This is a genomic window from Herbaspirillum sp. NPDC101396 (assembly GCF_044767365.1).
GTDB lineage: Bacteria > Pseudomonadota > Gammaproteobacteria > Burkholderiales > Burkholderiaceae_D > Herbaspirillum.
In genome coordinates, this window is sequence record NZ_JBIWNT010000006.1 from 1 (window position 1) to 12,833 (window position 12,833).

Below are 12,833 nucleotides of genomic sequence, written 5' to 3' on the forward strand. Positions count from 1 at the left end.
ATCCGTGCAATACTTTTTGAAAAATTATTTAAACTTTTTAATCCACCTCCCCGCAAACCCGCTCCAGCTCTGGATTTGCAACCGTAAATAATTTTGAAAACAAAAGCATGAAGCCCATCCCTCACGGGATGGGCTTCATTTTCTGCCTTAACTAACAGTGATTAGCAGTGCAGCAAATTAGCTGCTCTTGACGGTCAGTTCGCTCTTCACGTCCTTCACGCCGTCGATCGCGGCCGCCAGCTGCAATGCATGCTGGCCGGCGTCGGCATTAGGCACTGCGCCGGCCAGGGTAACGATACCCTTCTTGGTGGTGACCTTGATCTTCAGGGCGGACACCTGGCTGTCTTCAACGAAGGCGGCCTTGACCTTGGCGGTGATGACGGAGTCATCTACATAGGCGCCGGCTTTTTGGGTAGTAGTGCCGGACGAACTGGTGGAGCTATCAGCGGCGTAGACGGCAGGAGCTGCTACGGCGGCGGTCAGGAAGGCGGCGGTAACCAGTGTCGAGATGGTTTTGGTCTTTTGCATGATGAGGTCCTTATAGTATGAAAAAGAGAGACAACGCATTCGCGCTACCTACCCTCTCTTTCGCAAAGGCCGTGCCAAGCAAAATTAACCCAATGATTTCAACAACTTAGCGGATCCAGAGCAAACCTGCGGCGGATTTCGAGGGCAAAACCCCGGTTTTTCGTCGCCTGATAGCGACGCTGCGGCAGCCCACGATTTTAAGTGATTGATTTTAAAGAGATTACTCTTGTCGCTCGACGGCGACGTCTTCCTCATCTCCCCGGAAAAGCCGCGGATCCAGTCCGTTCTTCTGCAACAGACGATAGAACTCGGTCCGGTTACGGTCGGCCAGGCGCGCCGCATCGGTGACATTGCCGTCCGTTAATTTGAGCAGCTGGATCAGGTAGTCGCGCTCGAACCGCTGCTTGGCGTCGGCGTAGCGCAATACCTCCAGCGCCGGCACCCGCAAGGCGCGCTGCACCAGCGCGGCCGGAATCAGCGGCGCGGTCGACAAGGCGCAGACCTGCTCGACCACGTTATATAACTGGCGTACGTTGCCGGGCCAAGAGGCCATCATCAGCATTTCCAGCGCATCAGGGGCGAAGCCGTTGAGTTTCTTTTGGTACCGGTCTGCGATTGCCTGCAGGAAATGATTGGCCAGCAAGGCAATATCTTCACGCCGTTCGACCAGCAGCGGCAGCGCCAGCGTGACGACGTTGAGCCGGTAATAGAGATCTTCGCGGAAGGAACCGTCGGCCATCGCCGCATCCAGATTGCGATGGGTTGCCGAAAGGATGCGCACGTCCACCGTCGTGCTGTCGTTGGAGCCGACCGGGCGCACCGTGCGTTCCTGCAACACGCGCAGCAGCTTGACCTGCAGCGGCAAGGGCATGTCGCCGATCTCGTCGAGGAACAGCGTGCCGCCGTCGGCCGCCTGGAACAAACCCTTGCGGTGCTCGACTGCGCCGGTGAACGCCCCCTTCACGTGACCGAACAGCTCGGACTCCAGCAATTGCTCGGGAATCGCCGCGCAGTTGACCGCGATGAACGACGCCTTGGCGCGGCGGCTGGCCCGGTGAATCGCGCGCGCCAGCAATTCCTTGCCGGTGCCGCTCTCGCCGCGGATCAGGATGCTGGCGTCGGACACCGCCACCAGGCGCGCCTCCGACAGCACTTCCGCCATGCGGGGGCTGCGGCTGATCAATTCTTCACGCCACGCCTCCTCGTCGGCATCACCGTCGACGGCCGCGGTCAGACTCAGCGCCTGCTCGATCTTGGCCAGCAGGATCTTGGCGTCGTATGGCTTGGTCAGGTAGGCGAAAGCGCCGCGCGTGGTCGCATCGACCGCATCGGGAATGGTGCCGTGCGCCGTCAGCAGGATCACCGGCAGCGCCGGATACTGCGCGCGGATCTCGTCGAACAGCGCCAGCCCGTCCTTGCCCGGTAGGCGGATATCGCTGATCACCAGCGCCGGCAAGTCCATCGCCAGTTGCGCCTGGGCTGCTTCCGCGCTGGCCACGCCGGTCACGCGGTAGCCGTTGGCAGTCAGGCGCAAGGACAGCAGTTGCAGCAGATCGGCGTCGTCATCGACCAGCAGCAAGTGGCGCGGTGAGCTCATATATAGGGAGACTCTATTTGGGCTGGCCCGGCAGGGTGCGCTCGATGTTCTTGAGCGCCTCCAGCTTCTCGCTCAGCTGATCGAGCCGGCGCTGGCTGTCGCGCGCTTGCTGGCTGGCCTTGTCGGCGTTGTCATTCAAACGGCGCATCTCGGCGTAGTTGCTCACCAGCAGTTGCGCCAGCGGCTTCAGCGCAGCCGCATCGGAATCGGTCGCACTGAGCACCGATCCCAGTTGCGCCTGTGCCCTGGTCAGGTCGCCGGCGTCGTGCGTGAGGCCCAGCACCATGGCTTTCTGCATTGCCAGCATGGCGCCGCCGCCATGGCGCGCGTTGAGCGCCTGCAGCTCGCGCCCGAGTTCTTGCGGCGACAAGCGGCGCAAGGATTGGTGGTACGCCAGCAAGTCGTCCATGCCGCCGACCGTAGTCACCAGCTTGACGGTCGTGGTCGGCGCTTCCGGCGCAGGCGTGGCGCAGGCCGCCAATAACAGAGAGAGCAACAGAAGAAGTAGTCTGGATTTCATGATTTGTCAGGTTTCAGCTTTCATCCGGCAATTCGATGCGGAAATGCGCGCCGCCCTGGCCCGCCATCAATTGCACCTCGCCATTGTGCGCCAGCACGTACTCGCGCACGATGGACAGGCCGATGCCATTGCCGTGGCGCGCGCCTTGCGGCTGGTTCAGGCCCTGGTAGAAGGGATCGAAAATCCGCCCCGCGTCGGTCGCCGCCACGCCCGGCCCCTGGTCGATGCAATCGATGCGCACGCGGCCCTCCTGGCCCGACAGCACGAAACGAATGGCGCCGCCGCGCGGGCTGAAGCGCACCGCATTCGACAGCAGGTTGGCCAGCACAATGGCGAACTTGTCCGGATCCAGCACCGCCGTACGGGCGCCGCCTTCAACGTCCACCTTGAGGTCGCGCGCCGCCCATTGCAGGCGCTGGTCGTCGATCACCTTATACAAGAGGGCGCGCAAATCCACCGGCAGGCGGTTGATGTGCTGGGCGTCGAATCCCACTTCGTTATAGCGCAACAGATCCTCGATCTGGTTCTGCAGGGCCTGGGTATTCTGGCGCAGGATGCGCGAAATCTCGCGTTGGCTGTCGGTGAGTTTGCCGGCGACCTCGTCGTCGAGCAGCGCGGCGCCTTCGCACAGGGCCGCCAGCGGCGTCTTCAATTCATGCGAAACGTGGCGCAGGAAGCGCGACTTCTCCGCCTCCAGGTCGGCCAATCGTTGCCGCAGCCAATCCAGTTGCTGGCCGAGGCGGCGCAAGTCGGCCGGCCCCTTGACGATGATCGGCTGGTCGAAGCGGTTTTCACCGAGACGGTTGATCGCCAGCTCGATGCGCGCCAGCGGCCGCGACAGCCACAGCCCGAACCAGAACGCCAGCAGCACCGCCAGCACGATGGCGCCAATCACCTGGAACGTCAGCATCTGGCGCTGCTGCTCCAGATCGTTGGACAAGGCGTTATTACGGCGCTCGACTTCGCGTTTGCTTTCCAGCGCCAATTGTTCGTTGAGCGCCGGCAGATGGGCGAAAGCCTGGAACAGCGCGCGCTGGTCTGGTTTGCGCGCCTCGACCTTGCGCGCGGCCTGCTTGCGCTTGCTGCCCGTCGCCGGCGCAAGGTCGACTGCAACTGCAGGCGTCTGGTCCGCCTGTAACACGGTCCAGGCCGCTTCGCCGTAGCTGTTCCAGGAATTGAATGTCTCGGCCGGCGCCTGCGGCAGCGCTTCCTGCAATTCGGTCAACGCAGTCTTGGCTTGTTGCCAGGCTTCGGCGTACCGATCGCGGAAGGCGGGATCGTCCAGCACCAGGTACTGGCGCGCGCTGCGCTCCATCGCCACGGTGCGTTCGGCCAGCCGCTGCGCCTGTTCGGTCAGGCGCACGGCCTGGCCGGCGGTCTCGCGGCTGTGGGTGGACATGCGCTCGAGCGTAAACAAGGCGTGCACCGAGGTGCCGCTGAGCAGGGCGGCAATCAACAGGAATGCCGCCAGCAACAACTGACGGAACGACAATCCCGGCAGCATCACCGGCCGGGCTGCGGGAGAACGAGACACCGGCTGTTGTAAGGCAGCTTGCTTGAGCATGAATCTTTCTCGCTAGGATGGATCATCATTGTAATCAACGACGAGGCGGAAGCAGAAAAGTATCTTATAACTTCTAGAAAATACTTCAAACCGAGGCCGACGCACAATCCCCGCAAAACACCCCTCGCCAGCAGCCCCAGCGGTTCCCGTATATCATGGCCGCAACTCCGGACCGCCCGCCCTGCCGCCGTGTTTCGCGCAATTCAACGGCAGCATGCGCACCGATCGTCCGCAACATCCTTCCTACCACTACTCCGCATCACAATGGAACCTTCGAAGTCCAAGGCCGCCGATTCCGCCGCTGCCCCTCATATCGTCATCGCAGGTGAAGGCCTGCCGGCCGACAAGCGCGCCATCGCCGTCATCACGCTACTGATCGCCGTCGGCCTGGCCACGCTCGACACCGCCATCGCCAACACCGCGCTGCCGGTCATGGCGCGCGACCTCAACACCACCCCGGCTGCCTCGGTCTGGATCGTCACCGCCTACCAGCTGGCCATGATGGTGTCGCTGTTGCCGCTGGCCGCGCTGGGTGAAATCGTCGGCTACCGCCGCATCTATATTGCCGGGCTGGCGCTGTTCACGGCCGCGTCTCTGCTGTGCGCCGTGGCCTGGTCGCTGCCGGCGCTGACCGTCGCGCGCTTTCTGCAAGGCCTGGGCGGCGCCGGCATCATGAGCGTCAACACCGCGCTGATCCGCTATATCTACCCGACCCGCTCGCTCGGACGCGGCGTCGGCATCAACACGCTGATCGTCGCCATCTCCTTCACCATCGGCCCCAGCGTCGCCTCCGGCATCCTGGCGATCGCGCCGTGGCCGTGGCTGTTTGCCGTGAACGTCCCGCTCGGCATCATCGGCCTGGCGATGGCGATACCGTCGCTGCCGCACACGCCCAAGTCCACCCACCATTTCGACATCAAGAGCGCGCTGCTCAACGCCGCCGCCTTCGGCCTGCTGATCATGGCCATCGGCGAGGGCGCGCATCAGGCCGCGCCGAGCGTGGTTGCGCTGGAGTTCATCGCCGCGCTGGTCTGTGGCTACCTGCTGATGCGCCGCGAAGCCTCGCACCCGGCGCCGATGCTGCCGGTCGACTTGTTCCGCCGGCCGATGTTCTCGCTGTCGGCCATCACGGCGGTGTGCTCGTTCGCCGCGCAGGGTCTGGCATTCGTGTCGCTGCCGTTCTTCTTCCATCACGACCTCGGCCGCTCACAAGTCGAAATCGGTTTGCTGATGACGCCGTGGCCGGTGGCCGTCGCGATCATGGCGCCGATCGCCGGACGCATGTCGGATCATTATCCGGCCGGCATCCTCGGCGGCTTCGGCCTGGCGCTGCTGTGCATCGGCCTGATGCTGATGACGCTGATGCCGGCAACGCCGAGCGTGTTTGAAATTTCCTGGCGCATGTTCGTCTGCGGCATGGGCTTCGGCTTCTTCCAGTCGCCCAATCTGAAAGCGCTGATGACCAGCGCGCCGCCCCATCGCAGCGGCGGCGCCAGCGGCATCGTCGCCACCGCGCGGCTGTTCGGCCAGAGCATCGGCGCGGCGCTGGTGGCGCTGTGTTTCAGCATGTCCGAACTGCATGGTTCGCGCATCGCGCTGGGACTCGGCGCGGGTTTTGCAGGCGCGGCCTGTCTCGCTAGCTTCCTGCGTCTGCTGACCACTAATCCATACGCGCCGCCGGCGCCGAAATAAGCCCGCATTTTTCTTGCAAAACGATCCGTGCCGCATCAGCGCGGATCGTTTGCAACGACCGCCGCTCTTCTTTTTTCAAATCCCCGCGCAGTACAAATACAAGCCACATTCCCGGCAGGTTCTGCTACGATAAGGCCATGCAAAACGCTAAGCGTGAATCGCTGAAGTCCAGCATCCGCGCAAGTTTCAGAGCAGCAACATCCAACAAAAAGCGTCCACGGAGGACCGGTAGTGTTGAAGCGTATTGCACCCGATCAGTTGCGTCTTGGCATGTATGTCCAGGAGATCCCAGGCCCGTGGATGAACCATCCATTCTGGCGGGGTTCCTTCAAGCTGGAGAAATACGAAGACCTCAAGACGCTGCGTTCCGCCAAAATCGAACAGATCCTGATCGACACCACCAAGGGGCGCGACATCGTCATGGAAGACGAGCCCAAACCGACCGCGCCCGCTGCCGACGAATCGACTCCTGAAACTGCCGCCCCGGCCACAGTCGAACGACCCGCTGAAGCCTCCCGCCCGAGACAAGCCAAAATCGTCGTTCAGGTCGGCGCCGAGCAGGAACGCGTGCAAGCCGCACGCGTACTGACCGCGTCCAAAAAAGCCATCATGACGATGTTCAATGAAACCCGCATGGGCAAGGCACTGGACGTACGCCAGGCGTTGCCGGTGGTGCACGAAATCACCGCCTCGGTCGCCCGCAACTCCGGCGCCCTGATCAGCCTGGCGCGCCTGAAGACGGCCGACGATTACACCTACATGCATTCGGTGGCGGTCTGTGCGCTGATGATCGCGCTCGGCCACCAGCTCGGCCTGTCGCCTGAAGAAACACGCCAGGCCGGTATCGCCGGCCTGCTGCACGACATCGGCAAGATGGCGGTGCCGACCGACATCCTGAACAAACCCGGCAAACTCACCGACGACGAATTCACTTCGGTCAAAAAACACGCACAAGCCGGCCACGCCATCCTGCGCGGCGTCGACGGCATCGGCGATGCCGCCCTCGACGTCTCGCTGCACCATCACGAAAAAATCGACGGCAGCGGCTACCCGTTCAACCTCAAGGGCAATCAGATTTCCATGGTGGCGAAAATGGGCGCGGTGTGCGACGTCTATGACGCCATTACTTCCAACCGGCCCTATAAGCCGGGCTGGGAGCCGGGCCATTCGGTCAAGCGCATGGCCAACAACCAGGGCCATTTTGACGAGACTATCCTCGAAGCGTTCATCAAGAGCGTGGGGATTTTCCCGACCGGATCCTGTGTGGTGATGCAGTCGGGCAAGGTCGGCATCGTGATCGACCAGCATCCCGGATCGCTGCTGACGCCGAAGGTGAAAGTATTTTTCTCGGCGCTGACGATGGCGCCGCTGCCGATCGAGATCATCGACCTGGCCACCACCCGCAGCGGCGACAAGATTGCCTCGCATGCGGATCCGGCCAAACTGCACCTGCCCAATCTGGAAACGATCTGGGCATCGGCTGCAATCGTCTGAGCGGCATCGCGTGAAAGCTTAGTCCCGGACTGCGAAGGCGCCGGTTTCAGCCAACTCCTCCAGCAACGCCACGGTGGCGCAACCCGACACGTCGTAAGGATTGAGCACGCCGGTGCTGGAATATTTCAGCAGCAGCGAGCGGTTGACCTTATCCAGCCGGACCTTGCCCATGGTCCACGATGAATAGCGGCGCACGCCGATCTCTTCATAGCAGAGCAGGATGACGTCCTTGTGGCGCGGGTCCTGCAACAGGCGCGCATACAGCTGGTTGACCTGCTCGCGGCCGCCTTCCAGCGCCTGCACGAAGACTTCCTCACTGTGACACAGCACACCGGTAATGCCGTTGCCGGGATTGTGGCGACGCGCGGTCGACAGGATGGCGTCGACCTGTTCCTGAGAGATCGGCGTACAGGCGCGGCTTGCATAGATCAGACGAACCAGCATGGTGATTATCCCTTCCGGATGAGTGCGAGGAATTCGCGACGCAGATTGGCGTCGCGCAGGAACGAACCGCGCATGACGCTGTTGATCATTTTTGACTCGGTGTCCTTGACGCCGCGCCAGTGCATGCAGAAGTGATCGGCTTCCATCACGATCGCCAGGCCGTCCGGCTGCAACTTTTCCATCAGCAGGCCGGCGACTTGCGACACGGCTTCTTCCTGGATTTGCGGACGGCTCATGATCCACTCGATTAGGCGCGCGTACTTGGACAGGCCGATCAGGTTGGAATGTTCGTTCGGCATCACGCCGACCCAGACCTTGCCCATGATCGGGCACAGGTGATGCGAGCAGGCGCTGCGCACGGTAATCGGGCCGACGATCATCAACTCGTTCAGGCGCTCGATATTGGGGAATTCGGTCACCGGCGGCGCCGGCTGGTAACGCCCGCGGAATACCTCCTGCAGATACATTTTGGCCACGCGCTTGGCGGTGTCCTGGGTGTTGTGGTCGCTCTCGACGTCGATCACCAGGCTCTCGAGCACGCCGGCCAGCTTGGCCTGGACTTCAGCCTGCAAGGCATCGAGCTCGCCGTCTTCAATGAAGGCAGAGATATTGTCGTTGGCGTGAAAACGAACGCCGGCAGCCTTGATGCGCGCGCGGATCCGCGTCGACACCAGTTCGTCGTGCAGGCTTGGTCGTGGTTGGTCTGTTGCCATTGTGGAATTGCGCCGCAAGGCGCAGTGCGAATGAAATTGACGCCATTATGCCCCGAAACGACGCTTTCATATGCGAGTCGCGGCAAGGCCTCGGTCCTGATAGACATCCACCGCATATCCTCATGCGGAAACAACGCTTAATTTCCCGCCGCGCCGGTGCTATCGTCGGCGACGACCTTTCACTCATCGCCGGAAACCCATGCCCACTCTCATTTTCAAGCGCGCCATCGGTGCGCTGTTTGCGCTTACCCTGAGCCTCTCCGCCGCCACCTCGCATGCCGCCGCGCCGGCCGCGTATCCCAGGGAATTCCGCATCGGCTACCAGAAGGGCAACAGCCTGGTCATCCTCAAGGCCAGCGGCGAGCTGGAAAAGGCGCTGGCTTCCAGCGGTGTTGCGGTGAAGTGGTACGAATTCCCGTTCGGCCCGCCGATGGTGGAAGCACTCAACGCCGGCGACATCGACCTCGGCTTCGTCGGCTCGACGCCACCTGTCTTCGCACAAGCCGGCGGCGCGCCCGAGATCCGCTATGTCGGTTACGCCGCAGCCTATAAAGACAACTACGCCGTGGTGGTGCCGAAGGAATCGACCGCACGCCGCATGAAAGACCTGCAAGGCAAGAAGATCGCTGTCGCCAAGGGATCGGCCGGCCAGTACCTGCTGCTCAAGGCGCTGGAACAGGACGGCATGAAGCCCGACGACATCGTCTTCGCCTACCTGCAATACAGCGAAGCGCGCTCAGCCTTCGAACGCGGCGACGTCGCCGCCTGGGTGGTGCCCGATCCGCGCCTGGCCGACATCGAACAGAACATCGGCGCACGACCGCTGGTGACGGCGTCCAAACTGACGCCGCAATACAGCTTCTACGTCGCGCCGGCGAAGTTCGCCGCGGCCTATCCGGCCATCCTGCGCCTCACGCTCGACAAGCTCAACGACACCGAGCAATACGCCAAAGAACACACCGACGAGACCGCCCGCTTCCTTGAAAAGGACACGCGCGTGCCGCTCAAGATCTGGCAACTCGCACTGACGCGCCAGGCCTGGGGCGTTGCCTATCCGCTGCCGCCCAACATCATCGACGCGCAGCAGGAAGTGGCCGACACTTTCTTCCGCTACAAGCTGATTCCCAAGGCCGTGCAGATCAAGGACGCGTCGGTCTCCGTCAAATAATTCACAGGACACACTCTGATGTCATCGCCCAAACAAATGCACCTCGGCGCCTTCCTCATGTCGGTCGGCCATCACGCCGCCGGCTGGCGCTTTCCCGGCGTCGATCCGGCCAACACCATGAATTTCGCCTATTACAAGAAGCTGGCGCAGACCGCCGAGGCGGGCAAGTTCGACCTGATTTTCTTTGCCGACCGGCTGGCGATTTCAGATCGCTACGACAACCGCTTCGACACCACCGTGCGTTACCTCGCGCAGGCGCGGCCCGAGCCGATCTCGCTGCTCGGTGCACTCGGCGCCATCACCGACAAGATCGGTCTGGCCGCCACTGCCTCGACCACCTACAACGAGCCGTTCTTCCTGGCGCGCGCCTTCGCCACGCTGGACCACCTGACCGGCGGACGCATCGCCTGGAATATCGTCACCTCCACCAATGACGGCGAAGCGCTCAACTTCAGCAAGCAGGAACATCTGGAGCACGAAACCCGCTACGGGCGCGCGCACGAATTCCTCGACGTGGTCACCAAATTATGGGACAGCTGGGAAGACGATGCGCTGGTGCTCGACAAGGAGAATGGCGTCTACGCCGATCCGTCCAAGGTCCATTACCTGCATCACAAGGGTGACTGGTTCGGCGTGCGCGGCCCGCTCAACGTGACGCGTCCACCGCAAGGCCATCCGGTACTGATCCAGGCAGGGTCATCGGATACGGGGCGCGACTTTGCTGCGCAGACGGCGGAAGTGATTTTCTCGTCACAGCCGCAGATCGCGGCAGCGCGCGAATTCCGCAACGACATCCGTGCCCGCGTCCTCAAATACGGCCGCACGCCCGACAGCATCAAGATCCTGCCCGGCGTGATGCCCATCATCGGCGCCACGCAAGCCGAAGCCGAAGAGAAGCTGCGTCATCTGGAAGACCTGGTCCATCCGCTGGGCGGACTGGCGCTGCTGTCCGACAGCATGAACCACGACCTGTCGGTGTATTCACTGGACGAACCGCTGCCTGACCTGAAAGAGATTCGCGGCAATCAAAGCCGCTACAAGCTGGTGCAGGAAATGTCGAAGCGCGACAACCTGAGCCTGCGCCAACTCGGCAAACGCTTCGGCGGCAGCCGCTCGCACCGCGTGGTGACCGGCACCGCCGCACAGATCGCCGACAACTTCGCCGAATGGTTCGGCAGCGGCGCCTGTGACGGCTTCAACCTGATGCCGGCTTACCTGCCTGAATCGCTGACCGATTTCGTCGAACAGGTCGTGCCGATCTTGCAGGAACGCGGCCTGTTCCGGCGCGAGTATGAGGGCGACACCTTGCGCCAGCATCTGGGGCTGGAGCGGCCGAAGAATCGGTTTGCCTGAACAATTCAGCCGAACCTCAGAATGTCTCCCAATCGCCATCGGTGGAGCCGTGCACCAGTGCCGGCTTTCCGACAGGCGCCTGCACCAGTTTTTTGCGCACTGTCGGCGCGGCAATGCGTGGTGCGACCGTGGCCGGCTTCGCCAGATGCGGGACGTCGTTCACGTTGAGCCGGAACACGCCCACCACCTGCGCCAAGTTGGCGGACTGATCCTGCAGCGATTGCGCGGCAGCAGCAGCCTGCTCGACCAGCGCGGCATTCTGCTGCGTCACTTCGTCCATGTGCGTGATGGCCTGATTGACCTGCTCGATGCCGGAGCTTTGCTCCTGGCTGGCGAAACTGATTTCGCCGACGATGTCGCTCACGCGTTTGACGCTGGCGACGACGTCGTCCATGGTGCTGCCGGCCTGCGCAACCAGCTTGCTGCCGATCTCGACCTTCTCGACCGAGTCGTCGATGAGCGCCTTGATTTCCTTGGCGGCGCCGGCCGAGCGTTGCGCCAGGCTGCGCACTTCGCTCGCCACCACCGCAAAGCCGCGGCCTTGTTCGCCGGCGCGCGCTGCTTCCACCGCAGCGTTGAGCGCCAGGATATTGGTCTGGAAGGCGATGCCGTCGATCACGCTGATGATGTCGACGATCTTGCGCGAGGATGCGCTGATGGAGCCCATGGTGGTGACCACCTGCGCCACCACCGAGCCGCTGTGCGTGGCGACGTCGGAGGCGGTCGCCGCCAGTTGATTGGCCTGGCGCGCATTGTCGGCGTTCTGCCTGACGGTGGAGGTCAGCTGTTCCATGGTCGCGGCGGTCTCTTCCAGCGAACCGGCCTGCTGCTCGGTGCGGCTCGACAGGTCGAGGTTGCCGGTGGCGATTTCACTCGAGGCGGTGGCGATGGTGTCAGCGCCGGTGCGCACTTCCGAGACGATAGTCGTGAGACTGACGTTCATGTCCCTGAGTGCCATCAGCAACTGGCCGATTTCATCCTGCGAACTCACCTCGACATGGCTGCTCAGGTCGCCGGCGGCGACGCTCTGCGCCACCTGCACCGCGTGATTGACCGGCCGCGTGATCGAGCGCGTGATCCAGAACGCAAAGCCGCAGGCCAGCAGTACCGCGATGGCGGCCATGCTCAGCATGATGACGGTCTTGCTGTGATACAGGTCGCTGGCTTCGACACTGCTCTTGGCCATCACGATCGAGCCGCCCTTGATGAAGCCTTTGACGCGGTTGATGTAATTCTGCTGGTCGGTGCGCAGGGAGGTCAGCAGCAATTGCGACGCATCCATGGTGGCGCCGGTGGCGGCCAGCTTGAGAAATTCCTTCTGACCCTTTTCATAGGTCGCGCGCAGCGCTGAGATTTCGCCGAAGGACTTGCGTCCCATATCGCTCGAGAGCATCTGCTGAAGCGTAGTGAGGTTGGCGTTGATGCCTTTTTCGCCGTCTTCGATGCGCTGGATTTCCTTGAGCAGGGTGTCGTGATCATCGATCAGCAGGATGTTGCGCATGGCGATGGCGTTGTCGCTGATCTGCAGCACGATGTCGTTGGCGACCACCACTTGCGGATAGCGGTTCTTGACGATCAGCTGCGTGCCGTCGTGCAAAGCGCCGAGGCTCTGGATGCCCAGGCCGGTGATGCCGATCAGCAGCAGTACAACAAGTCCGAATGCCAGACCGAGCCGCGTGCCGAGTTTCAAATTAGTCATCTTTTTATGCTCCCCAAAAACAAACCGGCGCCGGGATGTCGGTCGGCGCCGGGTTGCATTG

At 62.5% G+C, this 12,833-nt stretch carries 11 protein-coding genes; 4 read left to right on the top strand and 7 right to left on the bottom strand.

The genetic code is table 11. The features are described 5' to 3' along the window. Positions 1-177 precede the first annotated feature (177 nt). From ACIROY_RS20025 to ACIROY_RS20040, 4 genes are all read right to left on the bottom strand, one after another. Positions 178-528 (bottom strand): BON domain-containing protein, encoded by a 351-nt coding sequence (locus tag ACIROY_RS20025; RefSeq protein ID WP_402278039.1) that lies wholly within the window; start codon positions 526-528, stop codon positions 178-180. A gap of 220 nt (positions 529-748) precedes the next feature. Further along, complete coding sequence (locus ACIROY_RS20030) at positions 749-2,125, bottom strand: sigma 54-interacting transcriptional regulator (protein ID WP_402343628.1); 1,377 nt, start codon at positions 2,123-2,125, stop codon at positions 749-751. 13 nt (positions 2,126-2,138) lie between these two features. Then, the gene (locus ACIROY_RS20035; protein WP_402343631.1) at positions 2,139-2,645 is read right to left on the bottom strand and encodes a hypothetical protein; all 507 of its coding nucleotides are present in this window, start codon (positions 2,643-2,645) and stop codon (positions 2,139-2,141) included. A gap of 13 nt (positions 2,646-2,658) precedes the next feature. Then, a complete protein-coding gene (locus tag ACIROY_RS20040; protein ID WP_402344196.1) occupies positions 2,659-4,149 on the bottom strand; it encodes a sensor histidine kinase in 1,491 nt (496 codons plus the stop codon). Between the two features lie 324 nt (positions 4,150-4,473). On the opposite strand from ACIROY_RS20040, the gene ACIROY_RS20045 reads away from it, so the two are divergent. Continuing rightward, positions 4,474-5,901, top strand: a complete 1,428-nt coding sequence (locus ACIROY_RS20045; RefSeq protein ID WP_402278036.1) for an MFS transporter — start codon at positions 4,474-4,476, stop codon at positions 5,899-5,901. Between the two features lie 231 nt (positions 5,902-6,132). After that, positions 6,133-7,395, top strand: a complete 1,263-nt coding sequence (locus ACIROY_RS20050; RefSeq protein WP_402343634.1) for an HD-GYP domain-containing protein — start codon at positions 6,133-6,135, stop codon at positions 7,393-7,395. Positions 7,396-7,413: 18 nt separating this feature from the next. On the opposite strand, the gene ACIROY_RS20055 is transcribed toward ACIROY_RS20050, so the two are convergent. Further along, entirely contained in the window at positions 7,414-7,839 is a 426-nt protein-coding gene (locus tag ACIROY_RS20055) for a BLUF domain-containing protein (RefSeq protein WP_402278034.1), read from the bottom strand. 5 nt (positions 7,840-7,844) lie between these two features. Then, entirely contained in the window at positions 7,845-8,552 is a 708-nt protein-coding gene (folE, locus tag ACIROY_RS20060) for a GTP cyclohydrolase I (protein WP_402278033.1), read from the bottom strand. Positions 8,553-8,751: 199 nt separating this feature from the next. Between folE and ACIROY_RS20065 the strand changes: the two genes are divergently transcribed. Continuing rightward, the gene (locus ACIROY_RS20065; protein ID WP_402343637.1) at positions 8,752-9,720 is read left to right on the top strand and encodes an aliphatic sulfonate ABC transporter substrate-binding protein; all 969 of its coding nucleotides are present in this window, start codon (positions 8,752-8,754) and stop codon (positions 9,718-9,720) included. Positions 9,721-9,738: 18 nt separating this feature from the next. Next, positions 9,739-11,073 carry an LLM class flavin-dependent oxidoreductase gene (locus tag ACIROY_RS20070; protein WP_402343640.1) on the top strand — a complete coding sequence of 445 codons (1,335 nt, stop codon included), beginning with the start codon at positions 9,739-9,741 and terminating at the stop codon, positions 11,071-11,073. A gap of 16 nt (positions 11,074-11,089) precedes the next feature. Here ACIROY_RS20070 and ACIROY_RS20075 read toward each other — a convergent pair whose 3' ends face one another. Beyond that, entirely contained in the window at positions 11,090-12,772 is a 1,683-nt protein-coding gene (locus ACIROY_RS20075) for a methyl-accepting chemotaxis protein (protein ID WP_402343643.1), read from the bottom strand. Positions 12,773-12,833 lie beyond the last annotated feature (61 nt).

Bases quoted from the DNA above. Each gene is read 5' to 3' on its own strand.
- ACIROY_RS20025 (WP_402278039.1), bottom strand. From the start codon at position 528: ATGCAAAAGACCAAAACCATCTCGACACTGGTTACCGCCGCCTTCCTG.
- ACIROY_RS20030 (WP_402343628.1), bottom strand. From the start codon at position 2,125: ATGAGCTCACCGCGCCACTTGCTGCTGGTCGATGACGACGCCGATCTG.
- ACIROY_RS20035 (WP_402343631.1), bottom strand. From the start codon at position 2,645: ATGAAATCCAGACTACTTCTTCTGTTGCTCTCTCTGTTATTGGCGGCC.
- ACIROY_RS20040 (WP_402344196.1), bottom strand. From the start codon at position 4,149: ATGCTGCCGGGATTGTCGTTCCGTCAGTTGTTGCTGGCGGCATTCCTG.
- ACIROY_RS20045 (WP_402278036.1), top strand. From the start codon at position 4,474: ATGGAACCTTCGAAGTCCAAGGCCGCCGATTCCGCCGCTGCCCCTCAT.
- ACIROY_RS20055 (WP_402278034.1), bottom strand. From the start codon at position 7,839: ATGCTGGTTCGTCTGATCTATGCAAGCCGCGCCTGTACGCCGATCTCT.
- folE (WP_402278033.1), bottom strand. From the start codon at position 8,552: ATGGCAACAGACCAACCACGACCAAGCCTGCACGACGAACTGGTGTCG.
- ACIROY_RS20065 (WP_402343637.1), top strand. From the start codon at position 8,752: ATGCCCACTCTCATTTTCAAGCGCGCCATCGGTGCGCTGTTTGCGCTT.
- ACIROY_RS20070 (WP_402343640.1), top strand. From the start codon at position 9,739: ATGTCATCGCCCAAACAAATGCACCTCGGCGCCTTCCTCATGTCGGTC.
- ACIROY_RS20075 (WP_402343643.1), bottom strand. From the start codon at position 12,772: ATGACTAATTTGAAACTCGGCACGCGGCTCGGTCTGGCATTCGGACTT.